The organism is Bradyrhizobium valentinum (assembly GCF_001440405.1).
Classification (GTDB): Bacteria; Pseudomonadota; Alphaproteobacteria; order Rhizobiales; family Xanthobacteraceae; genus Bradyrhizobium; species Bradyrhizobium valentinum.
The window spans coordinates 71,918-97,315 of the sequence record NZ_LLXX01000143.1 but is presented as its reverse complement, the minus strand read 5'-3'; the positions used below and the strand labels follow the sequence as shown (position 1 = coordinate 97,315).

The following is a 25,398-nucleotide window of genomic DNA, read 5'->3' as shown; positions in this document are numbered from 1 at the left end:
AGAGTTAGACAGGAACTAGGCATGAACATTGCCCGGCAGTTTTCCCCCTACACGCCGGCGATTGACAACGATCCCGATTCCGGAACGTTGTCCATGCTTCAGATACGCGATTTTCTGGGCCGCCAGTGGCGCCTGATCGCCTTGGTTACCGCTCTCTTGACGGTTGTTGGAACCGCCTACATCGCAACTTCGCCGTTCAGGTACACTGCGCAAGCGGACATGATCATCGATACCAAGAGGGTTACCTGGACACAGACCGAAATGGCCTCTGAAAATCGCAGCATTGAAGATGCAGCGGTCGAAAGCGAGATAGAGACTACCAAGTCCGAAAAAGTTGTCGAAGCCGTTATTCGTCGCTTGCGTTTGACCGAGGACCCCGAATTCGTCGGGTCCGGACCGGGGCTCAGACGCCGTATCTTTTCGTTGTTCAAGTCGGATTCAGGACCAGAACCGGAGCCTTCGAAAGAAGAACTGATGCGCCGCGTCGTAGACGCCGTTAAGGCTGATCTGCGCGTCACCCGCCTCGGACGCAGCTACATCGAGCAGATCGCCTATACCTCGCTTGATCGGGAAAAGGCTGCCACGATCGCCAATGCCTTTGCCGATGCCTACATCGAAGATCAACTGCAGGCGAAGTTTGAAGCGACTCGTCGCGCCACCGCATGGCTTGAGCAGCGAATTGGTGAGCTGCGCCAGCAGGCGAGCAATGCCTATAAGGAAGTTCAAGACTTCAAGTCCGAAAATAGCATTATCATCGGTGTCGATGGCAAGTTGGCGAGTGAAGTCGAGCTTGATCAGCTTGGAATAGCCTTGGCCAAGGCCCGTGCCGATACCAGCCAGGCTCGGGCCAAGCTTGACCGGATATCGCGCGTTCTGGAACAGCGGTCGGACAAGGAAAACCGCTTCAACATTCCTGATCCGGTGGTAACGGATGCACTCAGCAATCCGGTTATCACGAGGCTTCGGCAGCAATTTTTGGACAATCAGAACAAGGAATCGGAGTGGAGCTCCCGCTATGGAGGGGATCATACGGCCGCCAGAAATCTACGGGCTGAAATGGCGGCTCTGCAGCGGGCGATCTGGGATGAGATTTCCCGCATCGCTGAAAGTTACAAGAGTGAACTGCAGATCGCCAAAAGTCAGGAAGAATCCATTGATAAGCGCATGATTGAGGTCTTCCAGAACTCCGGCTCGACCAGACAATCACAAGTCCGCCTGCGCGAGCTTGAAACTGCCGCGAATACCTATCGCGGTATTTATGAGACATTCCTCTCACGCTTCACTCAATCTGTGCAGCAACAATCATTTCCCTCGACTGAGGCCCGAGTTGTCACAGTGGCCACCCCTCCCCGCATGCCAAGTTCGCCAAAGATCGGATTGACACTTGCACTTGCATCGCTTTCCGGACTGGCGCTTGGAATATTGTTAGCCTTTGGCCGCGAACATATGAATCGCCAGATCCACACCCGTGCGCAACTTGAAAAACTGCTGGGAGTAAGTTGCCTCGCCGTATTACCCGCGTTTCCACAGAACAAATCTGTGCTACGCAAACGGCATGCGACCCGGGATTCAAGCGCATTTCGACAGATCAGCGAAGTTGCGCCTTTTTCCGCAACGGCCGAGGCTCTGCGCTACATCAAGGTCGCCATCGACCTTCACCCCACCGGGGGCAAGGTTATCGGGATAGTTTCGGCGCTCCCTGGCGAAGGAAAAACCACGGTCGCAACAGGTTTTGCGGCCTTCGTTGCAAAGAACGGCGCACGCACCTTGCTGATTGACGCCGACTTGCGAAACCCTTCGATGAGCCGGGCCCTTGGCTATGTAAATACGCGAGGCTTGGTCAACATGGTTGCCGACAAATCGGACTTTGACGATCTGGTCATCACGGACTCCAAATTTAAATTTGATTTCTTGCCATCTTCAACGCGGATGAAGCCTTCCCACAGTTCCGACATCCTGAACTCGCCGGCGATGAAGGATATGCTCAGGGCCGCCGAGAGCAATTACGACTATGTCCTTGTCGACTTGCCACCAATCCTTCCGGTGGTTGACGTCAAGGCTGTGGCCCATCTGTTCGACGCCTTTGTGTTGGTCGTTGAGTGGGGCAGCACATCCACCGACGAGATTGTCAAGGCCGTCCGCGCCTCCCCCATCGTGTCCGAGCGCCTCCTGGGTGCCGTCCTCAACAAAGCCGATGAAGCCGTCATGCGCCGCTTCGAAGGTTATTCCGATCGGCGTTATACTTATTACACAAATGAACCGGCATCGGCGGAAACCGTCTAGGTCTTGGGCCCCGCATCAAAGACTCCTCTTGCATTGGTCGTTGGACGAGCGCTGACGCTTGCAGTTGGCTGCCTGGGGCTGGTTTGGGGATTTTTCGTTCTTCCGCGGAGCGAGGCGGCTGATGATTTTCGGGACATCGAAAGTCGTCTCTTGCGCTTAGAAAGGTTCAATCGGACGGCATCGACGCAGACGCTGGAAAGTCGCGCTGCGCAGAGCCTCAGCGCTTGTGACACCCATTCTCAGAGGGCAATGTTGCTCATGGAAATGCCCCTGGCGGAAGCCGCGCTACGGGCCGGGTTCACCAAGGAGTTCGACCGGCACGTCCGCTCTCTTGAGGCTCGTTCGAGACTGATCCTGAGTTGCACTCCGCGAGATTCGTTCGTTTGGCTGCTGGTGTTCAACCTGGAGGTGCTGCACGGTCTGTTGAACGAACGGTCTTTTGACGCGCTCTCCATGTCCTATGAAGCCTCTCCGAACGAAGCATGGATCTCGATCCGCCGGACCGTCGTTGCGACGCCCCTGCTCCATATCGCGCCTGAACCGCTCCGGCTGAAAATTATTAGCGAGTTTCAACAGCTGATACGCCACGGATTCGCGGACAGTGCGGCCCGCAGTTATTTAGCTGCTCCTCAATCCATTCGTTCGCTGCTTCTGACTCAGGTCGAACTGCTCAATTCTCCCCAGCAGAAAAGCTTTTCCGACGCATTGCAGAAACTCCGATCTTGACTATCAAGCAAGACCCGAGCTCCGTTGCGCGTCAGCTAAGTACCTATAGACACTCTGTCGTGTCCGCTACGATACGCTTGATCACCGAACTTTCGGGCTTGCCATGACATTTCGGACCCCGGTTTTGGTCGTTGTCTTGTCGCTACTGGGATCGGGGGTGAACTGTCTCGAAGAACTGGAAGGTTTTCCTGACTCTACGCTTACGGCCGATCAGTGGCAGCAACGCGTGCTGGACGCGCGTCGTCTCTCCGAGGAATACGTCGCCAAGGCGCGCACGCGGTCTGCGGGTCCTCCGTCATCTGACCAGGAGGACGCTGAAGCCGCAGACCAACGAGCCATGAACGACCCAAGCCTCCAGCGAGGCGACATGATTGTAACCAGCAAGGGCTTGTTTGTCTTCACCGGAGACGATCGCAAGGAACGTACGCCTGCGGACTTCTCGCCGGTCCTCGAACCGCACCGCCCGCCATGAGGTCCGTTCGAAATCGCGCTTTGTAGAAGACTAACCCCTCACGATACGAAACCGGGCCCGCGGCCTTGGCTTGATCACGTCAGGTTGATGCCGCCCTCCTAGAACCTGATGTCAAAGACGGATAAGACTTGCACAAATATTTAACTATGACGATTCTTAGCCTCTTTTCCCGGCACGGGCTGACCAAAGATATCGCACTGCAGCATATTAGGGAGGCATAGGGTTGCTTCAATTCGAAGCGGACAGGATTCAAGCAGAAGAAATGGTTAATAAACGCAGTGCGTTAGGTGTGTTTAATTTTTTGTAAATCGTGCCAACAATAGAGCCTTGCACATTTTTGCAGTGCAGGCATTCATATGTTAAAAATCGGTAAATTAGAACACGTAGGATGAAGTATTTTCAGAAGTGAGTTCTTAAGGAGTGCCAAATGAACGATTTGGTCGATACGCTGCGATTTGCTGCAAAAACGTCGCCCCGTCCTGTTGGACTAACTGGCAAGAGGGCAATCGATATTGTATTGGCAATCTCTGGAATTGTCTTACTCGCGCCTTTGCTGATCATTTGTTTCGTCGCCACTGTTATGACGTCGCCTGGACCGGCCCTGTTCCGTCACCGGCGCGTCGGCTTTAGGGGGAAGTATTTTGATTGCCTGAAATTCCGCACGATGGCGACCGATGCATCGGCGCGACTGCGCGACCTTCTTGACTCGGATCCTAGAGCGGCGGCGGAGTGGGCGACCACACGCAAGCTGCGGCACGATCCTCGGGTGACCGCGATCGGAGCAATTCTACGCAAATCCAGCCTGGACGAGTTGCCTCAATTGTTCAACGTCCTGAAGGGCGACATGAGCATTGTTGGGCCTCGTCCGGTTACCGATGAAGAGCTGGTCAGATACTCCGCCGCCATAGAGGCCTACCTTTCATGCCGGCCGGGCATAACCGGCCTCTGGCAGGTGAGCGGGCGTAGTACCACGACGTATGAGCAACGCGTCGAATATGATACCTTTTATGCACGCAACTGGTCCATGGCTTTGGACGTGAAGATATTGGTCGTCACAATCCCTGTCGTTCTGCTCTCGGATAGCGGCTATTGAACGTGTGATTGATCCATCGCGGGGCGGCCGCAGAAAAATGAGTTCGGAAGAACTTCTGGCCGCGCTCCAGTCTTTGTCTAGACGACTGGGCAGGACCACGCTTTCGAGGTTCAAGTGCGGGCGTTGGACTTGTGCATCATGTTAGTAGTCGATCCGACTTTCCGCGCTCTCAACACATCTTGCCGGCTATAGTGATATGCTGGCACGGCATGTAGCGGGACGCAATCTTGCGTCATAGAACCATCATCTCTAACTCATTCTATTTCTTGGCCCGAACGTTCGAGCATGATTACCGACTTGCAAGGGCTATTCGGCCCTCGCGTCAAAACAGCCATTCTCACAAGCTCAATCCATGTTCCGAACAGGCCGACGTCGCGTTCAACAGGCAGACCACCCTTGGTTGACTCCAAATCATCGCTAAGGGGTAAGGATAACGGGTCTACATTTAATGACATGCCAGCAAGCTCCTTTTACGTTAATTTTGCATTGAGATTGCTGATCGCAGGCATTTGCGTTTACTGATCGCTGTCTCAGAGCGGTAACGACGAATGAATGATGACCAGCGATCGGAAAAATCGGACATCGAATTGCAGGGTTCGTCAACCAGATTCACTGGTGTGCGAACGGGCAGGAAGGTCGCGATTTGGCTGCTTGCCACAATGATTGTATTGGCAATGCTCGCATGGCTCGCCTTTCTTGGGTGGGGAATGATCACGTTATGGCAGTGGGTGTTCGATCATAGTAAAAACCTCTGGACGACCTACGTCTAGTTCTGGACTACCGCCTTTGTTTCAAGACGCGACTGAGCTTGGATCCTTCAAATCGCAGCCGCCCTTCAGGCATAGAACGGGGCGTTCGCAACAATCGCGTTTTCAATCGCAGCGGAACTGACACCGCGAGCGCCCTCCGGGAAATCCTAGAATGGCAAATATTCTTGTCGCTGGTGGAGCGGGATACATCGGGGCGCACACCTGCCTTGATCTATTCACTAAGGGCTTCACGCCAATCGTGTATGATAACCTCTCAAACGGTCATGCTGAATTCGTCAAGTGGGGTCCTCTTGAAATCGGCGACATCCGGGATCGTGGCAAGCTCGACGACGTGCTCAGGAAACACAAACCGCTCGCCATCGTGCATTTCGCCGCAGCGATTGAGGTTGGCCAGTCGGTTCTGGACCCAGGCAGCTACTACGAGAACAATGTGGTCGGCACGATAACGTTGCTTCGAGCAGCGCAAGCTGCAGGAATCGACAAGATCGTGTTCTCCTCGACATGTGCGACGTACGGTATTCCTTCCTCGATACCGATCAATGAGGCCCACCCTCAGGCGCCGATCAATCCTTACGGCCGGAGTAAGCTGATCGTCGAGCAGATATTGAAGGACTTGGATCTGTACCAGGGCTTTCGATCCCTAATTTTGCGCTACTTTAACGCGGCCGGAGCAGACCCTGAAGGAAGAATCGGTGAATGGCATTCACCGGAAACTCACGCCCTCCCCATAGCGATCGAGACCGCTTTGGGTCGCCGGCCACATTTTGAGATTCTGGGAACGGACTATGAAACGCGGGATGGATCGTGCGTGCGCGACTTCGTCCACGTGCTCGATCTCGCCGACGCGCATGTCCGCGCGATCGAGCATCTCTTGAACAACGGCACAAGCCACGCGCTGAATCTTGGCACCGGTCATGGGACAACCGTGAAGGAACTGCTTGAGACCGTTCAGCACATTGCGGGCAAAAGCATTAGCGTCAAATATGGGCCACGTCGGGAAGGCGACTCACCGATTTTGGTAGCAGACAACGCTCTGGCGAAACAAACGATCGGGTGGTCTCCTCGGCATGACCTCCGATCGATTGTCAGTACGGCCTGGAACTGGCACTCAAACTGCCTGACGATTTGACCCAGCTCTTGACCACCGCGGGCTGCAGGAGAAGATCATAAGAGTTCGTTAACGGCGTTTGCTAGGGAAGACTTAACCTCGCAGCCGGACAATCCGCCGATTGATAGCGCGCGCACAAGCGGTCGCATCATCCTCGGTCGGTGGTTGTCTTATGACGCGACACTTATATTCGATGCTGGCTGCAATCCTTGCAGGCGCACTGTTTGCTGGCCTCGCCGAAGCTCGCAGTCGATCCCCACAGGACTCAAATGTGCCTCCAGCGATTGCGGAAGCTTCTCCGACATTAGCTCCTTTTCAGCATGTCCGGTTTTGCCTTCGATATCCTTCTGATTGCAAGACAAGCGCGGCGGAAAGCGACCGCATCGAATTCAACACGGAAACTTCGGAGTTGCTGAAGCGTGTGAATCACAGCATCAACATGTCCATCATTCCAGCCTCCAAGACTTATGGTTCCAACCTTGGGGACGGCTGGACGATTGCCCCAGATATGGGAGACTGCAACGACTACGCCGTAACTAAACGGCACGAGCTCCTTGAAGGCGGTCTGCCCTCTAGAGCTCTGCGGCTATCGGTGGTCAAGACAGCCTCCGGAATTGGCCACCTAGTGCTCGTCGTCGCGACGACGCGGGGTGACCTCGTTATGGACAATTTGACCGAAGCGATCCGCCCCTGGCAGAGCACGGGCTACCAATGGCTCAAGATACAATCAGCCACCGACGCCAAGTTTTGGTATGAGGTGAAGTATCCTGCGAGTGGCCCGTCCATGGCGCAAGCTGATAAAAAAGTTCGCCTGGCGGATCGATAGCCGGTTCGAAAAAGCCGCGCATAATTCTGGCCGCCATAAGCATCTCGACCCGCTGCTCTCAACGCAGGCTTGCCGCTCCCTCTCAACTCAAGAAGATTGCGTAATCGCGGGTTGCTTGGACTGGCAGGTAGAGGATGCTCGGGCGAGCCCGCAACCGAGCAGAATACCGAACACGATAAGATAGCCAGGAATTTGCAGTGAAAAATCGACGAGCGAGTGCAGATAGCTAAGGACCACAATGCCGGCGATTGCAGCCAGCGAGCTCCGGCTCCGGTCCTTGGACATAAGGGCAGCGCGAGCAAGGATAAAAAAGGAGGCCAGCGCCGCAATGACAACCATGGCTGCCACAGGAATTCCCATCTCGACTGCAATTTCTAGAATTGTGGAGTGAGCGTAGTCCCAGACGCCCCCACTGGAGAAGTCGTTGGTCCGGAGCGATGGAAACAGATCTGCAAAGCTGCCAACTCCGGCACCCAGAAGAGGTCGCTGCCGGACGGCCTCAACGCAAAACTCATAGACTGACCATCGCGCTTCGTCCAACAACCCACGAGTGACAATTTGGCCCATCCGACTGAGCAACAGGACAACGAGCGCAATAGCCGCGCTTACTGAAACCGCGATGAACCAAAATCTCGCCTTGCGCCTGTTAGCGACCATCAGGATGATCGCCACCATTAATCCGAAGCAGGTGCAAATCAATCCGGCGCGTGAGCCCGTCAAAAGCAGTGCAAAAAAGCACATTAGCGCGGCGGCCGATCGAAGAATGATCTTGAACGCAAGGTCCTCATTCAATTTGGACAGTAACAGCAGCCGTAGCGAGGAAAATTGAAAGGACTGTATCGAGAAAAAGGCTGAGCAGGACCACAGGATCACGCCGGCCCCCACGAATGTGGCGGCGGTATTGCGATTAATGAACGTCGCGGTCAGACTTCCCTGGTAAGCGAGCTTAGGGGCCCATAACACCGTGTTCGGCGTAAATGCAAAAGCGGCAAGGCCATAAGCAACGTAAGCAAGAATTGAGTATTGTGCGAACCGGACAATTATTTCGAAATTGCGCTGCGAGACTCCCAGGCAGAAGGCGCTGACGAAAGACGTAGTAAAGAGCAGAAAATGCCCTGCCGCTATCGGTGGAATCTCGGCTCGGCTAGAAATACGGGGCAACGCATTAAGATTAAGAATCTCGTTGGCCCGATGCCAACTTAGATCGTTGAGCTGGCTGATCGCATCAGGAACGACCTGAACGACCGCCACCAGCGCATAGACCCCGCATAAAGCAAGGAAGCCGAGCAATACCCGGCTCTGACTGGAGCTCATTGGTGCGACCACACCGCACAACGCGCTTGTTGAGAGCAGAATAGTCCAGACCGCTATCCAGAAAAGATCGACGGACCCGAAGAACAGCGGGGCCAGCACAAGCACAAGGACGGTGATCCACAGATGGACAGAGCTGGCCGTCACGCCGAAATCTCAATTACCATCAATCTATAGCCGAATCGCTGACCCTATCGGGCCACGCCTAGTTAATCGGCGTGGCCACTTCATGGACGGCTGAATTGACATTTCTGACGGTCGAGGTCGTATTGTTAATCAGCAAGAGGAGCTTGTAGTAGTCCACAACCTTGGCGTTGGCGACGTACATGACATCCTTGGATCGCATCTGAAAACCAGCGGCGAGCAGCATACCAGATGGATCCCGCAGGTTTAGTCGATAGATCGTGGGCACCCTTTCAAAGGTGAATCTCGTTGTATCGACACCAAGCTTTTCCAGGAAATGACGGTCCTCATAGCGATAGACGTAAAGTTCCCTGGGGTCGGATTGATTGTCGTTGAGTCCGCCAGCCTTGCCCATTGCTTGCGCTAGCGTCAGCGTTTCAACATCGAACGGAATTTCTGAATTGAACCCGAACACATTTTGATTGAGCGCACCTAATGCCGTGAAAGTGGGAGACTCACGGGTAAGGAAAATCACGTCGTTCGGTCTTATGAAGATATTCTCGCGCGGGTCGTGCACCACGCGACTGAGCAGCACCTTCACGCGCTTGCCGTCGCGCTGCAAGGTAACGTAACTTTCAATTGCTTCGTACTTCGGGCCCCCTGCGCGCGCAATAAGCGCCAGTAACCTTTCGCCGACACTGTTCAGAGCCAAGACGCCCGGTGTATTCACGTCACCCAATACACTGACGACACTCGAGTGCTGCTGATTAAGGCTGACGACCACTTGCGGCTCGATAGCGCGGTTGCGCAACCGAGCAACAATTGCCTGCTGGATTTCTGGAATGGTCCGCGCAGCGGAAGGTATTTCGCCGGCATAGGGAACGTAAATGCTCCCCTTCTGATCCACCGCCTGGGGCGGCAAATCGACGAAATTTCCCGGCCGAGCGCCGGCAGCTTGGCCGGGCGTGAACAGGCCGCCCGGAGCAGCTTCAAAGATCGATACATTCAGGACATCGCCCACACCGACAACCTGAGTCGGCTTGGCGCGTTTGTCAGGAAATTGCCCTTTGAATGTGATCAGGTTAGGTTGCGACAGAAAGCCAATGGTATCGGCGCTAATGTCGACCAGAGCATAGGGCAAAGCCGTCGTAGACCGTATGCCAGCGGTCGCATTTCCATTTACCGCGTCACTCGAGGGCCCAGTTCCGGGAAGAATCGAGCATGCCGGCAGCATAAACGCAAAGACAACTGCAAACAGCGGCTGGCTCCGTACCCCGGCGCGTGCCCCCCATCGCCAGCACCGCTGCCGAACAGTCTCGGGACCCAAACGCAAAGGCCCGCCCAGATTTGGCCGGTCTTGGGTCATCTTAGCAATATGGTTCGCCCTTAATTTCAACGCCCTGCCCCCGGATCCTGCGTCTTCGATTCCCGTTACTCACGTCAATTGGCTCGCGGACGCTTCCGAACCGAACCTACAGGGGGAGTCGCGCGTATCAAACAGCGCAGTGGCGCCTTGACTCGGTTTTGAGCGATCCGTTGCCTCTGCGCCACACCCCGCAAAGCGCTGAATATTGAAGGAGTTACATGCGATTGGATGTCAAGAGCTGGAAAACCTAACAGTCCATACCGTCCTGTATCCCCCAGTCGGGCTGGTCGGCGACTTTAAGGCCGAGACGCATCCCCCGGAAGACCTCTGGCCCCACTCACCGGCGCGCGATCCAGAATGTGTCCCGGAAATCGGGAGTGTTTGTCTGCCCTCTAAAACGCTATTGAACGTCGACTCCTAGGATTTCCCTGACATTCACGTTCAATTAAGAGTTGATTAAAAATAATGCGCAGCCTACGATAGCATCACAACAGGCGGCGCAAGTCTGTATTGGCTTGCCATCCTTAAAGAATCGCCGTCTTGACAACTTACCCGCGCGGGTCGCATCGCGAAGCAGACAAACAATTCTCCTTTTCGGGGCTGCAAAACTCGGCCAACCAGTGCTGATCCTTTTGTGATTTGCAGCTGCTTTTTTCAAAGTCTCGTGATTCAATGCAAGTAATGATTCGCTCACGCGGAATGAGCGAGCCAGCCCCGTGACGGGCGAATAAAGGCGAACAAGTAGCGGTCTTAGGCTTTGTCTTCGCAAGTCCTACCTGTTGAGTACTTTCTGCGAGTACGGCGGTATCGTCACAAGCGACGGGGGACATTGGCATGACGTATGCTGCAGTCGCGCTAGCCATATTGGGATTTGTATTTGGCATGGCATTCCGCGTCAGAGCTCTCCTTTGGTTTCTGGCTCTGCTTCTCGTGGTCTCTGTCGTCTTTTCCTTCGTCTACGGGTTTGGCTTTCTGAACGCCGCTCTGGCCGTGATGGCGGCGCAAATGATCGTGCAAGGCAGTTACTTTGGAGGATTAGTGGTCAGGGCTGCGTTAAGTGCAGCTCTCCGCGAGAGCAGCGTACTCAGATTCTGGGGTTCTTTATAATGTAGCTTTCCGGGTCTCTAAAAGCTTGCTTACGGCTTTCGACAATCGGAATAAAACGAGCCATTGACTGCATCGGTCCGTTCAAGGCACTGCGACAGGTCGGTGATCTCACCAGCAACCGTGAAGTCGTACCCCTGGTTTCTTAGAGCCAGCGCGTAGCGGCCAGCGGGCAGAGTGAATTCAGAATCCGCCGGTTGCACCAGCAGCATTTCGGGATTCCCGGCAATCGGCCGCACCCTGAATTCATACGACAGATTTCGGATATTCCAGGCATCGGAGACCGGCGAAATAACCGGCTTGCCCTTGGCATCGAACTTCAGGGCGCGCACCACCTTGGCCACGACGCGAACGTCCATCCTCTCCGGCGCGTTACCTGCCAAGTCGCGCCGATACACCACGAACTTCGCTTTCCCGTCAGGCAAGGTTGTGCTGCTGGATTGGCTGATCGGTGTAGATATCGAGACCCGCTTGTCAGGCACCTGTTCAGGCAGAGGGCTCAATTCGCTCAAGCCGGCGCTGCTCAAAGCGTAGACGCCATAATCAGTGGGCAACGGAAATGGCCGCGTGGCCGCGGCGGCTGATTTTGTTTCGAAAGCGAGAGACGTCGGAGGTGGAGATTGCGCCGATGCCGGCGGAGCTGCGGGCTCTGCGCTTGCCGGTGACGCCGCCTTGGTGACTTCCGCGTCGCGACCAAGCGCAAAAATCAACTGCATGTTCGCGTAAATCGCGGTGCCTGCCACCGCAGCGAAAAATAGCATCAGCCCGATCCAGAAGCGGTTCGGCCTCAACGTGAGTCGTGCGGCTTGAACTCCTGCGGCCGGCGTAGCGTTGTCCCAGGAATAAACCACCTTCCCAGGAACAATCGTTTGCGGCGGCTCCGGACGATGGATCTCCACAACTGACATGCCCGGTGGTTCTTCCTGGGATTTCCGGCCCGGGAGCTGCGGAGCTTGCGTCGAAGCCTCAATACGTGCCTGGTCTCCGCCGCGTACAGCGAAGTCTTCAACCCCCCGAATCGCCGCTTCGAGCGAGGACAAAAGCTGTTTTCGTTCCGCATCATTGGCCCAGGATGTATCGGTCTTCAGCCTTGCGCGGGCAAACTCGTAGATCGCCAGGCGCATCTGTGAAGGGTCTTCCTTCACGGTGTTGATCATCCGCGAGAGAATCAGGGCGAACTCGACCGCCTGGTTCTGGAAAACCGCGGTCTCATTTCCGTCAGGCTGCGACAATTCTGTTTTCATGGACCATGCAACGCTTCTTGCGATCTCATTTACCGGCTAAAGCCATGGAAAAGCACGCTATTAATGTCTTGACGCTTGGTGTTCAGGCCCACCGGTCCGATACGCGATACGAAATTGAAGACTATTCCAGAACTTTCCCAAGGCAATGGGTCGGGCTGATCTCGGCATATAGCTTGGCCAACCGGCCCATTACGGTTTATGGTCCGTTCCTGCTCGATCTCATCGTCCCACGCAGCAAGGATCCGGAAATGTCGCACGCCATCAAGATCGCCGTTTTTTCCACGATCGTCGCAGTGCTTGGTGGCCTGTCAGATGAAGCGTCGGCGCGCGGGCTGTATCCTTTGACGCGCTGCGGACCTGACCTCGCCTATCTCTGCCCGATCCACGGTTACTTCAGCCAGCCTCCTTTCCACTACAACCTGGCCATCCATCCCGGCTGCATCAAGATGGTCAGCGTGGAAACACCGGCGGGAATTGAACGCCGCCGCGCAATCGTTTGCGGAGCGCCTGAAAGGCCGATGGTCTATTGGTAAGGGACCGACGGTCGTCAACACGTCGAGCGCCCGGGTTAATTTCTGGTGCGCTTTGTCGCTGCAGTATTTGGCGCCAGCGTGGGATTTGGTGCCGGGGTGATCGTCTGCCTGATCGGCCCGTTTAAATTGTTGACGGGCGCACGATCCCAATTTCGTCCCGGGTTCATCCCGGAATTGCGAATGAGATTGCCATTGCCGTCTCTGGCGTTCGATACGCCGTATTGTGCGAGCGCCGAGCTGCTGCAAGCAACCAGGCAAAGAACCGCCAACGTGATTTTCATGTGACCTCTATTTTTTCCAGCGCTTATCATAGACCCGAATACGGAAGAATGCATCCCAGGTGGTACATGGAATCGCAGGCAGCCGTTCCAGCGCTGTCCCTCGGAACTCCGCTCCGGGCCTCGGCGCCGTTCCCCAGATCAACAAACGGCCTCCGCCATTCAATGTTTCGCCGTAGACAGTGATCGCGCACGAATGCCGCGCCGGCATACACAGCTAGGAGTTACCGCATGGAATGGGTTCTTTTCGTCTCGCTGCAATGGATTGTTCTTGGAAGCGCCACTCAGCCAACCTCGCAGCTGATTCAACCCTTTGCTTCAGAAGAGCTCTGCAACAATGCAGCAGAAGCAATCAGGAATGAAATCAACGCACCAATTCCAGCCCAGCGGGTTCAAACCTTGGGACGCGTGGTTTGCCTCCGCAAAGACAAGTAAAGGGCTGTGCGAAATAGCGATCGCGTCTGTTCGTTTACGGATGGCCTCTGCCTCAGGGGCACGGCCGACGATGTCCGCTGTAACTGCGATAAGTCCCGCTCGCCGCGTCGTACGTCCGGAATTTCATACAGCCAGGCGAACCAGCGACGCGGTTTCGGGCCCGTTTCGGTACTGCGGCTGTTGTAGCGGGTTCGGTCGCGAAATTACTGATCTCGGCCGGCGCTACCGCGGCCTGATTGGTTGCGGGCCGGGCTGCTTCATCCGCTGAAGCTTGTGCCGCAGCGGGCCTGGCGTCTTTCTCGTCAGGCTTGCTTGGATCGGCCGCAGTCGGCGCCTTGCCGGCATCGACAGCAGCGGGAGCTTTGCCGGCCTCGGCCGCAGCTGCGGTAATGCTGGCATCGCCGGTCGCTGGCTTCGTCTTCGCCGCGCCGGCGTCGCGGTCCGTGGCCTTGTGCTTTTCAATGAAATCCTTGCAGGTCATCGGGAAAACGATTTCGCCCGAGGCGGTTACGCCGATCGGATTGCACCCGCCGGGCGGCGGCCCGTCATCGGAAGCTTCCGTCCGCTGCGTGGAATCCGACGACTGGGCGACGCCAGCGCCGCTCCTCCCGAACAAGACCGATAGCGTCGCAGCCAAAATGAGAAGAATTGCCCACAAGTGTCTCATTGCTAACAACTCAACTAATTTAAACTAAAGCTAGAGGATTCCGATAGATCGTTTGTTCGAGGCGCGCTGATGGCGCGATGACGGTCGAGTCGCGGCCAATTAATGGCGCAACTGCGCAGTTTTCCACCATAATGCCAGCCCTCTACCATCGAGCCATCATCCTGGTTGCATTCTTTCCGCGACAAGAGGCTGACGGTCCTTGACGAAATCAAATCCGGCGGGTCAGCTAGGCGCAACCGTGAGTCACAGGATACCTGCCACCCCCGCCTAGTTTGCTTGCAATCCTCATCGAACGAACTGTAGTTGACGCCACACGGAATGTTCCGGCACTATTCAATCATCCGGGGATTGAGATTCATGAAAAGTATCAAGCCCATTTTGACTGCCTCTCTTGTGCTGGGCATGACCGCGATAGCCGCTGCAGGCCCCGCCGAGGCCCGCCATCTGCGGCACGCTGGCACCGCGTATGCGCTGAGTGCGGGTGCCTGCAGCGATCCGGGGCCACGTCCGACCTACATCTACCCGACTCCGAATTGGGAGCCGTTCTTCCGGCGGCGCGTCTATCGTTACGGTCCGATTCTGATTTGCGAACCGGTGCTTCAGGCGACGCGTGTGCTTTCGGTGCGGTACTGACCCCGGGGGTCTCCGCGGAACATTCGCAAATGACCAAGGCCGGCTAAGCGGGCTGTTCGTCTTCGCGCGCGGCACCTGGCCACCCCAAGGTGCGACTGGCGTTCTTCGGAACGTCAGTCGGGCTCGATCTATCGCCGTTTTCTTGAGCACTTGATGCTAATGACACGGGCTGGTGCGAAACGCCTTCGCGCCGCGCGGAGTCCTGTAACGCCTTTGGCAGGCGCCGGTTTTGGCCGACCGCGCCCCCGGCTCCGGTGATCCGGTTCACGGTCCTGCTCCAGCCAACAAAATCTCCTTGCACGCTCGCCGGGCTCGCGGAAACATCCGTGCTCCAGATCGACGGCGTAGATGGATGAACGATGTTTGTTTGGATCGTGATTTTAATCCTCTGGATTGCGCTGATAGCGCTGATTCTGCACGATGCCACCAAACAGAGCAGCGACGGCAGCGCCGTTGTTCTTGCCGCGAAGAAGATCAATCTCTGGATCAGGCGAAAGGCGCGACAGTCCAGGAAAACGAGCAGGCATCGGAATGCGAAGAAAGCTTCAGCGAAGCCTCCTATGGAAGTCGAGGAGCCTGCGGTGAGTGCTGTCGCCACGTCTCCGGAAGTAGTGCCACAGGAAGAACCAGCCCCAGAGAAGCAACCACTCGGCCGGCCGAAAAAGCGGAAGTGGTGGAGAAACGATTCCCGCACTGAGATAACCGTTCCGGAACTCGAAGCGGCGATTTCGGAGGCTGTGAAGAAGACTGCGCCCTGCGAAGACTTCGTTGGTGTGATCGTCGGGCGCAAGACCCCAAAATCGAATCTCGATCCGAACTGGGAAATTCAGGGAGCAAAATTCGGCAAAGCGGACAGAAAGCTGGCTGCGGAAACCCTGGCAAACGTCGTCCAGCGCATGCAGAAAGAACTGGTGCTCGTCGAGGAAAGAAGCGTCACCCGGCAGCGCGCCGCGGGCTGGGCTTCGCTCTGAGCGGCAACGAGAGATTTATCGGCCCGTTCAGTCGCGATGCCTGCGCCGTACCAGACCGATCGCCGTCAAAAAGGCAACCAGGCCAACAACCGCAAGTATGGCAATCTCAATTCGCGTGAAGCCGGCATGAACATGAAGCGTGTGCCGGAGGACGGCGGCGGTAAGCACCGCCGCCGCAAGAATGAGGATTAGATATCTCATCCGTATCTTGGTTGGATCCATTACAGATCAACAGCTCCGCCGTACGCCCATTGAAAATTCAATCCTCAGCTTCTCCCCGCTGCCGCCAGGCGCGCGATGGGTGATGCAGAACACCCTGCGTCCTTCGGCACGCGTACGGTTATGGCATCAAGGCCACAGCGCCTTGACACTGCCTATCAGCACCGGAAGACTTCATTGAATCCTTCCCGACGAAGAAGGAAATTCGCTCAGCAACCCCACTTCAAGAATGCGAAAACACCACCGTCCCCATAGTTGGTTCGAGCAAGGGTAAGATTTATTCCGGTTGAGGGAAAAGGGAACCCCCAAAATCGCGGCGGTGTCCTCGCATGGCTTGGACGAAGGGATGCAACGAGACGCGGCTAAACGGCCCGGCGATAATCTCCCGAGGCAAGTTTCCAATAGGAGCAGGAGAACGCGTCGCGCTGCTCTGTATCAAGGCGGCTTGTTCAGACGAGCTGAAGTTGCTCCGTTTGGATTCAGCTCGCGAGCTGGATGGCGCGATCGACCGCGACAGCGAAACCGTTGAGAGACACGCTAAACGTCATGAGTTGACCATCGCTCATGTTGAGCGCGTCCACCGCAAGCGCCTTGCCGTTTCGTATCGCGTTCATGCCGGCGATCGGAAAGGTGACGGGAAGCACGCAACCTTGCGCCACGCAGGTCGAGAAGCGCAGGCCCTGTCCCATATCCTGACCGTCCAGTTTGAGGAGAACGCCGGCCTCCAGCTTGAGGCCGAACGGCATCAGGATCGTTCCCTCGCTCGCGCCCTCCTTTGCAACCCGCAACTCGATCATGAAGGCTCGCTGCCCCTCTTTGTTGACGAGCGCCTGGCTCAGCGTGCAAGCCTTAGCTCCCGTGCTGCAATTCAAGGTCCAGTCGCCGTATGTTTCGCTGAGTTGGGAAGCGCCGTTCGGCAATGCGCCGACGCGCGCACCTGACGCAGTGCTCGTTTGCACCTGGCCTTGACTGGCCGCTTGCGGCGCAGACCGGCGTGCAGGCGCCGTCGCCTTCTTGGCTCCCTTTGGATCCGCCTGCGGAATGAAGACGGCATTGGGCTCGACGGGCCCTAGCGTGTCTTGGGCATGAAGTGGCGCCACATCACAAAAGACTGCGGCAGATACGAAAAGAATGATGTGAGCCTTGGAAAATGAAAATTCGCGCATAACACAAAAGCCTTCGTGCTCGGGCAACCGCAAAACGCTGAGGGGACATGACTACAAACGACGGCAAGATATCGCCAGCCCAACGCCAGCGCCAGCCCCTACTTTCCCTGCACCTGCAAGGTTTGTCGCAGAGACCGATTACTCGGAGGGTTTACTTTCGTGGAGCACGACATGCGCTGCAGACGACAATGTCGCGCCCGTGTGCGCTGCGAAATTCAAAGCCATCCAGCCCTGCGCGCCGAACACGTCAACGAACGGCTTCGCGATGGTCCAATCGGATCGGTAACGCTAACCGAAAATGAGGGCGTCACGAGTCATTAAGGAAAATCCGCTAGAACGGCGCATTGCAATGGTGAGTAGAATGCGTACACACATCCTCGTTCTCGCGGCCCTCCTGACTGCAGCCAATACGCCCAGCCTGGCGGGCGAGGTCTTCATTCCGCAGATCGGCGGTGGCAGGCAGATGGCCGGCAGCTTCAAATGGCCGACAGAAGCGGTCTCGGCCGCGAAGATCGCAGCGCCTGTCAAGGCGAACGCATTTGCCGCTGCGGCGCCGACGACATTGCCACCCAATGCCAACGTTTCTTCCGTCACACAGGTTGGGACGAACAACTTCGCAATGGTTGCGCAGACCGGCGGAAACAACTTGTCCGCAATCGTCCAGCAGGGCGCGGGAAATCAGGCCATCGTGAATCAGCGACGCTGATTCCTCGAGCTCCTCCTCATTCTTCGCTACGTCGAGGCGGGTACCACCTGCAACGAGCCGAGATGCAATTCGTCAGGTCCTCCGTTGATCACAACACGAATGTTAATCAGGCCCGGCTCCCGGATCTCCAGCGGCGAGAAAACCAGGCTCGATGCCACGACGATATAGGGCGGGACAGCGATATCTTTCGGCAGCCTATCCAGCAGGTTCTGCTGGTCCAGCAGTCCGGGCACCTCGATCGGCTCTTCGGCAATAGGCTCCGGCTCGCCGGGCACATAGCACCGAGCCGTCACAGACGTGTAGGGCTGCGTTGCGGGAGAGAACACGTGGAAATGAATGCAGAACTTGGAAAGGACTAGCGGGAATTTCTGCGCCGTCATCATGACCGCATTATAACAGCCGATGAAGCTGAGCTTGCCACCAGCTTCACTTCGAATGTCGTCGCAGAAAATGGAATAGCCGTAACGTCTCATCTTAGAGATTTCGTTGCTCGCCCGGCGCGAGCGAAGATGCGACGAGCTTCTGACAAAGCGACGTGCGTCGCCTACCGCCATCTATATATTTGATCTGGCCATGGCCGATCGTCGAAGTGGTTACTGGCTGATTCTGTCCCGCCTCGACCACCGGCTTCTTGAGCTCAAATGAGATTTCCATATCCATCGCCCACGCGAGATCCGCCAGTGACCTCAGCGTCAGATTCGCTTCTCCGGAGAGCTGCCGGTTAATCAGCGAGCGATGAACCTCGAGCTTCTTCGCAAGCTGCTGCTGCGAAAGCTTCTCGTCTTTTTTCCGCTCTGAGAGCGCCCTCAGCAATTCATTTCTGACGCGACCAATAAATCGACCGGCATTACGCGCCCTGCTTCCAATATCAAACTGAAAGGACGTCACCTGGATCTACCCCCTGAACACATAAAGTATTATCAACGTCCAATTGCCGACGGATTCTTCTTATTGCAATTCGATAGCCACGATAAAGCTCGTGGTCTTTAACTCTATCAGCCCAATCACCAAATACGCAAACGAAGCAATCTCGTTTCATGAACCAGCCGAATATGCGTATATCCGGCGTCTTCAATTCCCATACAGCATTTTCTTCGGCGCGAATATATCGAAATTGGCGGGTATGGATAAGAGGCCCGCCGCTTAGATATAGGTGGAAAAGCTGATCGATTTGCTCTGCGGCTGTCGCTTGCCCGAGGCGGCCTTCGGCTTCAGCGCCGTTTACGAGTTTACGAAGCCACTCAATAAAATCAGGCGTTCCATACAGCAGGCGTTGCGCCTGTTCGCGGCCACTCAACTCCACTTCAATTCTCGAAATGGCCCCCGCGGCGACGAGATCTTCGATCGTTGACATATTAAGTCTACAACCGCTCCGAGGTCATAAATTCGTGGATCCGTTGATGCTAGCATGCGGCTCGATGCGCATTCCCGAACGTTACAATGGTATTCGGCCCGGCCGCGCGCAACCCTAAATTTTTGCACCTGAGGCGCTGAAGGCACAGCTTCCGGGCTGAACGGGAGTATCTGCTGCATTGCAACCATTCAGGCGCCCGGCATCCGGGCCGCGTGAAATGACTTCACGGCCAACGGTGACAGCCTAGACCTAAAGACGCCAGCCATCGACTGTCACTACAGCCGAGACCGATCACCGTTTCGATTTCGAAGAGAGCACAGAACCGAAGCGAAGACTGGGGCCGATGTTCACATGCGATGCCCGCCAGGAGAAACCGTGCGCTTCTCGCCTACCCTTCCATCGCAAGCCAAAACAGAAATCCTGACTTGGCGGCAGCTGAAGAGCAGATCGACAATAGCAATCCACACGCGGTGATTTCCCGGATGCGCCAGCGAACCGGTCGGTCAGCCACACGATGATTCGGCGCACCACAAAAAAGCGGAGCTCGCCGATCGATTCCCGATATCCGTCGGAGATGAGCAGCACGTCCTCGTTTGTCGACATTCATGTCAACAAACCGTGCCTCGTAGCATCGACGCCAACGATGTCGACATATAAGTCAACAAGTCGAATTTCATTAATCCCCGCTGAAGGTTGGATAGCATTCCCAGCGACTAAACATTGCCGTCGCAGAATTTAAACCACGAACATTAGGGTAAAATTTGCTTTGGCACTTGCAGAGCATGCTTAAGAAAGGGTTAAGTCCCGCCCAGGAGGGCAGCGATGGTCGCTGTACCACCAATGGGAAACAAGGGATTTCCAAATGCGAAATTTAACAATCATTTCATTTCTGATGGCGACGACGTCGCTCGCTTCTGCGGCGAGCAACGAATCTTTCATTTTGCAGGCTGGCGAAAAAAACAAGGCAATCGCGGGCCAGGACGGCGGTAACAACAAGCAGAACACGATTCAGGTCGGCAAGAAGAACGGCGCGCTGACCTTGCAGGACCAGGCTGGTTCGAAGACCAACACGTCCAACACGCTGCAGTTCGGCGCCCACAACGGTTCGGTTGCTCTCCAGAGGGGCGGCAACAACGAGCAGACCACCATCCAGGGCGGCGTCGGTAACTTCGCAATCACCACGCAGAAGGGCACGCAGACCAACGGCAAGCTGAACGACTCGACCACCGCGCAGTTCGGCGCGTTCAACGCCTCGGCGGCCGACCAGAAGGACGGCAACAACAAGCAGAACACGCTGCAGATCGGTGTCGGTAACTTCGCCACGACGTCGCAGGACGCCGCTGCCGCGAAGACCAACACCTCGTCGACCACCCAGATCGGTGGCTTCAACGGTGCGTTCGTCAACCAGACCGGCGGTAACAACAACCAGACCACGCTGAGCGTCGGCGTCGGCAATCTTGCCGTCACCAACCAGACCGGCGTCCAGACGAACGGTCGCACCAACGACTCGACCACGCTGCAGTTCGGCGGCTTCAACCGTTCGTTCGTCGGCCAGACCGGCGGCAACAACGACCAGGGCACGCTGCAGATCGGCTACGGCAACCTCTCGCTGACCGGCCAGAACAGCAACGCGCAGGGCCTCACCAACACCTCGACCACGTTCCAGGCCGGCAATGGCAACACCGCCGTTACCAGCCAAGTGTCGAAGGGTTCCCCGGCGCAGCAGGGTCAAATCACGAAGTTTGCTTCTTCCACGACCTCAACCCCATACTATACCAAAAATAGCTTCTTCGGGCCCTGGATACAGAAGCCCGCCCTCAATGATTCGAGCACAACCTTCTCGCCGATTACTTTGGGCGCCTACTATGGTGGCGTAAACACATCAACGACAGTGCAGCTTGGTAACGGCAACAAAGCGTTCACCAATCAGGTTTCGCAGGGAGGTCGGATCGGAGGAAACGTCATCTCCGGCTATCTTCCGTCCATTCTTCCAGTCGGCTTCCAAGGCCCGAGTTTTAGTTCGGGTCTCGTTTTTCCGACGCTCTGGGGCTCCGTCACCACACCCGACTTCATCGGTGTGAATGCTGTCGACAACAACGCCCTGACGCTGCAGGTTGGCAAGGAAAACTCTGCCTTCACGCTCCAGAGCGGCATGAGCGTTCTGCCCTCGTCGAACAACTCGGCGACCGTGCAGATCGGCGAGAAGAACTTCGCCCTTGCCAGCCAGACCAACGGCCTGAACGCTCAGGGAACGGTGCAGATCGGCGAGAAGAACTCGGCCGTGACGCTGCAGTCGAACTCGGTTGTGTCGGGCACCTTGAACGCCGCCGCCACCATCCAGGTCGGTTCGCGTAACAAGGCGCTGACCAACCAGATCGCCAACCCGCTCAACCTCGGAGCCAACGGCTCTCTGATTGCTCAGTTCGGCAACAACAACACCGCGATCGCTGCCCAGTCGACCGGCATGCAGCCGATGATTGGCGCCCTGAATACCCAGGCGACCGTTCAGGTTGGTACCGGCAACTACGCTGTGACCGCCCAGAACAGCGCGAGCGTCACCAACACCTCGGTTACGGCGCAGTTCGGTTCGCACAACACCGCGATCACCGTCCAGAAGTAAGCCCACAGAAGGCGGCGGGATTTCTCTCCGCCGCCCTCTCCTTCAGGGGATGACGGGCATGTCGGGCTTGCGCACGACCTTCGTCACCGGGTTTGCCATTGCCACTGGCGTTTTTCTCAACTGTACGCGGGCGGAGCTTTCGTCCGCAGCGGAGCCGAAAATGACCATTGGCTGCCAGATCCGGGTGACATCGCAGAACGAGATGCTTCGGCTCGACGCGGTGGCCAACGGTCCGGAATCCGCGACCGGAAACTATCGCTTCGAGATCCTCAAGCAGAGTCCGAGCGGCACCAGCCAGAACGTCCAAAGCGGGGCGTTCGGGCTGGATGCCGATCGGGACGCCATACTGACCACAGTCGTTCTGGACGGGTCTGCCCGCGGCCACTACCGGGCGCGGCTGACACTGGACACAAAGGAATTCGGGAGCGTTTCATGCGTCTCACCCTAAAATCAATTGCCGCGTTCGCAGCCATTTCGATCCTGCCCAGCTCCGGTGCGTTTGCTCAAAGCGTCGCCAATCCCATTGCGCCGACCGCGGCCCTCACCGGCGGCGGCGCGGCAGCCTACACGGCGCCGAGGACCGCCAGCCTGAAGGCCGTGCCCGAACTGGCCGCAGCGGCCAGCGGCGGCAACTACGCCAGCACACTCGAGATCGGCGCCTACAACAAGGTGTTCCAGGCGCAGCTCGGCGCCGACAACGTTTCGAATGTCGGCATCATCAAGGGTTACGCCAACAGCGTCGGCGTCCTGCAGGCCGGCAACAATCTGAAGTCCAACGTTGCCTTGATCAACACGCAGGGACTTGCGGTGGGTGTGATCCAGCCGAACGGATCGGCGCCGGTCAACGTGATGATCGCGCGGCTTCCCAACGGCGGGCTGCTGATCAAGCGATAATCCACTCGAATTTCTCTAGAGGAGATGCAACGTGGGTAAGTTCGGCTTTCAGCAGCCCGACCTCTGTCGGGATTAACAACGATGCTCCAAGTCTATCTGCCAGTAAGCCCTGCGTTCAGAAAACGTCGAAGCTTTAGAAATTATTGAGGCCGTTGAGATAGCGTCGCAGTGTTGCTGGCCCGCAATAGCCTTATCTATAGGCTTTTGGTAACTTACGCGGGATTTTGATCGATTTAATTTTGATGGAGATTGCCGTGAGTAGATTATTGATTTCCCTAGCCGGCCTGGTCGCAGGCCTCGTCCTTTCCACTTCCGCTTCCGCAACGGAGCAGATTTATCGCCCTGTGAGCCCCACGTTTGGCGGCAATGCGTTGAATGGAAACTTCCTGCTCTCCACCGCCCAGGCTCAGGGCAACGGCACCAAGTCCGGTCAGCAGAGCCCGGATCTTTCGGGGCTCACCAACGCGCTGAGCGGTATCGGCAACGGCGGCGGGCAGCCCGTCATCATCATCGGCGGCAACGGTCAGACGACCATTCCATCGAGTCCATAAAGGCCGTCATTCGCGGCCTTTCTTTTCGCTTTTTTGCTTCGTCGGCTTGCGGACCAGTCCTTGGCTGCACCGTTCCTTTTTGGAGCGCGCACGACTTTGTCTTGGGGGTTAACTTGAATCGTCTCGTTGTCAGGCTGGCTATGGCCTCGCTCCTCGGCTGGACGGCAGGCGGCTGCGCCCTCACCGGCACGGCCAAGGATCCCGTGACGCAGGCTGCAACCCTTGTGCCCGCGACCAAGACCGGCCTGGTTCTGGATACGCTTCCGCCCCCGAGGCAGAAGCTCGACGTTGCCGTCTACAATTTTCCTGACATGACGGGCCAGAATAAATCGAACGACAATTTTGCCGAATTTTCGCGTGCGGTGACCCAGGGCGGCAGCTCGATTCTCACCGATGTTCTGGTCAAGGCCGGCGGTGGGGCCTGGTTCGACGTCGCCGAACGCGCCGACCTGCAGTCACTCCTGCAGGAACGCCAAATCATTCAGAATACCCGCACCGCATTGATGGGAAACAAAGCCCAGAGCCTGCCGCCCCTGCGGTTTGCCGGCGTGCTGCTCGATGGCGGCGTGATCGGCTACGATACCAACGAGACCACCGGCGGCATCGGCGCCAACTACCTTGGCATCGGCGGCAACGTGTCGTATCGCCAGGACATTGTCTCGGTGGCGCTGCGGGCTGTCAGCGTGCAGACCGGCCGCGTGCTGGCATCCGTCACGACCACGAAGACCATCTATTCCACGAGCGTCGGCGCCAACGCTTTCCAGTTCGCCGCCGTCGATGCGCTGCTGCAGGCGGATATCGGCGTGACCAAGAACTCGCCCGCGACGCTCGCCGTTCGCGAAGGCATTCAACTCGCCGTCTACTCCCTCATCTTCGAAGGCGTGAAGAACAATCTCTGGGAGTTCAGGGACACCGCGGCCGGCGCTGCATTCATGCGGGAGCTCGAACTCCACCGCAAGGCCGTGCCGCCGCCGGTCGCCGTGGTCGCAGCCGCTCCGATGGCCGAGCCGGTGGTGATCACCAAGAACTGATAGGCCCGCCGGCTTATCGCGCGACAGGGCGTGCCTGCTGGGTCGCGCTATAACAGGCCGGCGACGATGCGTTCTGCTGATTGCAGGTCACCGGTGCGGTAGGACCGGTCTTTGTGGCGGCAGAGCCGGCCCCGCCCTCTGGCGCGCCTTTCAGCGCTTTGCTTCCGCCATCTATGTTTGCGCCCGGCGGCAGGCTACCATGGGCCTGCTCGACCCGCGCTTCCGAGCCTCGCCTTCGCTCGCGGGCATCAGCCGAATCCAATTGGGACCAAGCTCCAAGAGCGGCCAGTACGCAGACCGCCAATTGCCCTGTATGCATCCTACGCTCCCTTTCTTCTACTGACGTTCGATACCAGCCTGAGCACTAAAAAGGCGCAGGTACGAAACAGGTTTCCAAGCAAATCATGTGCGCGGCCTAAGCAAACGACAGCGTGCGAATGACCGCTGTCGAAGCCAATCAATTCCACCGCTCACGTCGCGGCATAGCCTTCTTAGCACGCCCGGGTCGTGAATTCACACTCGAAGTGCTGAGACTGGAGACGCCCATAAGGCGCGATGTGGTGGAGCACCATGATCCACGGCCGCCATAGCTGAAAAGCCAGTCAAGGCGGATCGAAGTGTATCCATCCGGCGTAGACCGGCTTCTGGCAAGCAGTCGGGAAGACGTGGCCTCAGACCAGCGGCCTGTGCTGCAGGGTGCACAAAACCGCCAACGTGCCAAACAAGTTGCCGAAGACCCAGCACTCGACAGGCCTTGTCATATTTGACGCCCCAGGTTTCAACGAAGGCGTCAAATGCAGCCAGCGCATTCTCGCTGGTCTCGGCCATCCAGCTCTCCTGCAGCCCCGCCTGGCTTTAGGTTGCTACCTGGTTCGGCCTTCGCCAGCACACCCTGACATCGCAGTGAGTTCAAC

General features: G+C 56.9%; 27 protein-coding genes. 18 read left to right on the top strand and 9 right to left on the bottom strand.

The window, feature by feature from the left end; all coding sequences use genetic code 11:
* Nucleotides 1-21: 21 nt before the first annotated feature.
* The 6 genes from CP49_RS25435 to CP49_RS25405 all read left to right on the top strand — a co-directional run bounded on the left by CP49_RS25435 (nt 22) and on the right by CP49_RS25405 (nt 7,278).
* Nucleotides 22-2,283, top strand: a complete 2,262-nt coding sequence (locus tag CP49_RS25435; RefSeq protein ID WP_057852908.1) for a polysaccharide biosynthesis tyrosine autokinase — start codon at nt 22-24, stop codon at nt 2,281-2,283.
* A 258-nt stretch (nt 2,284-2,541) separates the two neighbouring features.
* Nucleotides 2,542-3,009, top strand: a complete 468-nt coding sequence (locus CP49_RS25430) for a hypothetical protein (RefSeq protein WP_156438652.1) — start codon at nt 2,542-2,544, stop codon at nt 3,007-3,009.
* A 157-nt stretch (nt 3,010-3,166) separates the two neighbouring features.
* Nucleotides 3,167-3,481: a hypothetical protein gene (locus CP49_RS25425; RefSeq protein ID WP_156438651.1), complete on the top strand. Its 315-nt coding sequence runs from the start codon at nt 3,167-3,169 to the stop codon at nt 3,479-3,481.
* Between the two features lie 427 nt (nt 3,482-3,908).
* Nucleotides 3,909-4,574, top strand: coding sequence for a sugar transferase (locus CP49_RS25420; protein WP_057852905.1), 666 nt, complete (start codon nt 3,909-3,911; stop codon nt 4,572-4,574).
* Between the two features lie 921 nt (nt 4,575-5,495).
* Nucleotides 5,496-6,473, top strand: a complete 978-nt coding sequence (gene galE, locus CP49_RS25410; protein WP_057852903.1) for a UDP-glucose 4-epimerase GalE — start codon at nt 5,496-5,498, stop codon at nt 6,471-6,473.
* 172 nt (nt 6,474-6,645) lie between these two features.
* Nucleotides 6,646-7,278, top strand: coding sequence for a transglutaminase-like cysteine peptidase (locus CP49_RS25405; RefSeq protein WP_245310858.1), 633 nt, complete (start codon nt 6,646-6,648; stop codon nt 7,276-7,278).
* Nucleotides 7,279-7,365: 87 nt separating this feature from the next.
* Here CP49_RS25405 and CP49_RS25400 read toward each other — a convergent pair whose 3' ends face one another.
* Complete coding sequence (locus tag CP49_RS25400; RefSeq protein WP_057852901.1) at nt 7,366-8,736, bottom strand: O-antigen ligase family protein; 1,371 nt, start codon at nt 8,734-8,736, stop codon at nt 7,366-7,368.
* Between the two features lie 58 nt (nt 8,737-8,794).
* Nucleotides 8,795-9,853, bottom strand: coding sequence for a polysaccharide biosynthesis/export family protein (locus tag CP49_RS25395; protein WP_245310857.1), 1,059 nt, complete (start codon nt 9,851-9,853; stop codon nt 8,795-8,797).
* A 1,059-nt stretch (nt 9,854-10,912) separates the two neighbouring features.
* On the opposite strand from CP49_RS25395, the gene CP49_RS25390 reads away from it, so the two are divergent.
* Nucleotides 10,913-11,185, top strand: a complete 273-nt coding sequence (locus CP49_RS25390; protein WP_057852900.1) for a hypothetical protein — start codon at nt 10,913-10,915, stop codon at nt 11,183-11,185.
* A gap of 29 nt (nt 11,186-11,214) precedes the next feature.
* Here CP49_RS25390 and CP49_RS25385 read toward each other — a convergent pair whose 3' ends face one another.
* Nucleotides 11,215-12,426: a hypothetical protein gene (locus tag CP49_RS25385; protein ID WP_057852899.1), complete on the bottom strand. Its 1,212-nt coding sequence runs from the start codon at nt 12,424-12,426 to the stop codon at nt 11,215-11,217.
* Between the two features lie 44 nt (nt 12,427-12,470).
* On the opposite strand from CP49_RS25385, the gene CP49_RS47815 reads away from it, so the two are divergent.
* Nucleotides 12,471-12,959, top strand: coding sequence for a hypothetical protein (locus CP49_RS47815; protein ID WP_245310856.1), 489 nt, complete (start codon nt 12,471-12,473; stop codon nt 12,957-12,959).
* Between the two features lie 35 nt (nt 12,960-12,994).
* Here the strand turns inward: CP49_RS47815 and CP49_RS45150 are convergent, their stop codons facing one another.
* Entirely contained in the window at nt 12,995-13,240 is a 246-nt protein-coding gene (locus tag CP49_RS45150) for a hypothetical protein (RefSeq protein ID WP_156438650.1), read from the bottom strand.
* Between the two features lie 228 nt (nt 13,241-13,468).
* Between CP49_RS45150 and CP49_RS43385 the strand changes: the two genes are divergently transcribed.
* On the top strand, nt 13,469-13,672 hold the full coding sequence (locus CP49_RS43385; RefSeq protein WP_082646244.1) for a hypothetical protein: 204 nt from the start codon (nt 13,469-13,471) through the stop codon (nt 13,670-13,672).
* 52 nt (nt 13,673-13,724) lie between these two features.
* Here the strand turns inward: CP49_RS43385 and CP49_RS25375 are convergent, their stop codons facing one another.
* A complete protein-coding gene (locus tag CP49_RS25375) occupies nt 13,725-14,339 on the bottom strand; it encodes a BA14K family protein (RefSeq protein ID WP_082646243.1) in 615 nt (204 codons plus the stop codon).
* A gap of 357 nt (nt 14,340-14,696) precedes the next feature.
* On the opposite strand from CP49_RS25375, the gene CP49_RS25370 reads away from it, so the two are divergent.
* The 3 genes from CP49_RS25370 to CP49_RS45145 all read left to right on the top strand — a co-directional run bounded on the left by CP49_RS25370 (nt 14,697) and on the right by CP49_RS45145 (nt 16,135).
* Nucleotides 14,697-14,972 (top strand): hypothetical protein, encoded by a 276-nt coding sequence (locus tag CP49_RS25370; RefSeq protein ID WP_057900799.1) that lies wholly within the window; start codon nt 14,697-14,699, stop codon nt 14,970-14,972.
* Between the two features lie 359 nt (nt 14,973-15,331).
* The gene (locus tag CP49_RS25365) at nt 15,332-15,943 is read left to right on the top strand and encodes a hypothetical protein (RefSeq protein WP_057852896.1); all 612 of its coding nucleotides are present in this window, start codon (nt 15,332-15,334) and stop codon (nt 15,941-15,943) included.
* Between the two features lie 36 nt (nt 15,944-15,979).
* A complete protein-coding gene (locus CP49_RS45145) occupies nt 15,980-16,135 on the top strand; it encodes a hypothetical protein (protein ID WP_156438649.1) in 156 nt (51 codons plus the stop codon).
* A 506-nt stretch (nt 16,136-16,641) separates the two neighbouring features.
* Here the strand turns inward: CP49_RS45145 and CP49_RS25360 are convergent.
* On the bottom strand, nt 16,642-17,355 hold the full coding sequence (locus CP49_RS25360) for an invasion associated locus B family protein (RefSeq protein ID WP_245310855.1): 714 nt from the start codon (nt 17,353-17,355) through the stop codon (nt 16,642-16,644).
* Between the two features lie 334 nt (nt 17,356-17,689).
* Between CP49_RS25360 and CP49_RS25355 the strand changes: the two genes are divergently transcribed.
* A complete protein-coding gene (locus CP49_RS25355; RefSeq protein WP_057852894.1) occupies nt 17,690-18,034 on the top strand; it encodes a curlin repeat-containing protein in 345 nt (114 codons plus the stop codon).
* 26 nt (nt 18,035-18,060) lie between these two features.
* Here the strand turns inward: CP49_RS25355 and CP49_RS25350 are convergent, their stop codons facing one another.
* Genes CP49_RS25350 through CP49_RS43380 form a run of 3 tightly spaced genes read right to left on the bottom strand, consistent with a single transcriptional unit; the run spans nt 18,061 to nt 19,388 of the window.
* Nucleotides 18,061-18,507, bottom strand: a complete 447-nt coding sequence (locus tag CP49_RS25350) for a DUF6941 family protein (RefSeq protein WP_057852893.1) — start codon at nt 18,505-18,507, stop codon at nt 18,061-18,063.
* Between the two features lies 1 nt (nt 18,508).
* Nucleotides 18,509-18,922, bottom strand: a complete 414-nt coding sequence (locus tag CP49_RS25345; RefSeq protein WP_156438647.1) for a helix-turn-helix domain-containing protein — start codon at nt 18,920-18,922, stop codon at nt 18,509-18,511.
* Entirely contained in the window at nt 18,903-19,388 is a 486-nt protein-coding gene (locus tag CP49_RS43380; protein ID WP_082646242.1) for a hypothetical protein, read from the bottom strand. The genes CP49_RS25345 and CP49_RS43380 overlap by 20 nt, the downstream gene beginning before the upstream one ends.
* An 862-nt stretch (nt 19,389-20,250) precedes the next feature.
* On the opposite strand from CP49_RS43380, the gene CP49_RS25330 reads away from it, so the two are divergent.
* From CP49_RS25330 to CP49_RS25310, 5 genes are all read left to right on the top strand, one after another.
* Nucleotides 20,251-22,008, top strand: a complete 1,758-nt coding sequence (locus CP49_RS25330) for a beta strand repeat-containing protein (RefSeq protein WP_057852890.1) — start codon at nt 20,251-20,253, stop codon at nt 22,006-22,008.
* Nucleotides 22,009-22,066: 58 nt separating this feature from the next.
* On the top strand, nt 22,067-22,456 hold the full coding sequence (gene csgH, locus CP49_RS25325; protein ID WP_156438646.1) for a curli-like amyloid fiber formation chaperone CsgH: 390 nt from the start codon (nt 22,067-22,069) through the stop codon (nt 22,454-22,456).
* On the top strand, nt 22,441-22,902 hold the full coding sequence (locus tag CP49_RS25320) for a hypothetical protein (RefSeq protein WP_057852888.1): 462 nt from the start codon (nt 22,441-22,443) through the stop codon (nt 22,900-22,902). Before csgH ends, CP49_RS25320 begins: the two co-directional genes overlap by 16 nt.
* 224 nt (nt 22,903-23,126) lie before the next feature.
* Nucleotides 23,127-23,453, top strand: coding sequence for a curli assembly protein CsgF (locus tag CP49_RS25315; protein ID WP_245310854.1), 327 nt, complete (start codon nt 23,127-23,129; stop codon nt 23,451-23,453).
* A 113-nt stretch (nt 23,454-23,566) separates the two neighbouring features.
* Nucleotides 23,567-24,484, top strand: a complete 918-nt coding sequence (locus CP49_RS25310) for a CsgG/HfaB family protein (RefSeq protein ID WP_245310853.1) — start codon at nt 23,567-23,569, stop codon at nt 24,482-24,484.
* Nucleotides 24,485-25,398 lie beyond the last annotated feature (914 nt).